Here is a 418-nt window from a genome sequence, read left to right on the forward strand (position 1 = left end):
GGAGCATTTAGTTTTTTTGCTTATAAATATTGGGGGAGATTAGCTGGTTTCATAACAGGTTGGAATTATTGGTTTCTTTATATTCTTGTGAGCATGGCTGAACTTACAGTGATAGGGTTTTACCTTGATCATTGGATTTTGATTGATCACTGGAAGGCATCTTTCGTTGTTCTTTTATTTGTTACATTCATTAACTTGTTTAATGTTCGTTTTTATGGAGAATTTGAATTTGCTTGCGCTTTGATCAAAGTGGCTGCTGTTATTGGTATGATTATTTTGGGAATTTTTCTCATTGTCACTGGACTAGGGGAAAATCAAGCGAATATTCATTATCTTTGGGATCATGGCGGTTTTTTTCCTTATAGAGCAGTAGGGGTTGTTTTAGCGACTTCTGTAGTAATGTTTTCTTTTGGAGGAA

Annotated in this window: 1 protein-coding gene; it reads left to right on the forward strand. The window is 34.9% G+C overall.

The features are described 5' to 3' along the window. The coding region (locus J7R05_RS08440; RefSeq protein ID WP_208541893.1) for an amino acid permease at window positions 1-418 on the forward strand (418 nt) is incomplete at both ends.

The sequence above is a fragment of the Bartonella capreoli genome (assembly GCF_902813205.1).
GTDB classification, from domain to species: Bacteria; Pseudomonadota; Alphaproteobacteria; order Rhizobiales; family Rhizobiaceae; genus Bartonella; species Bartonella schoenbuchensis.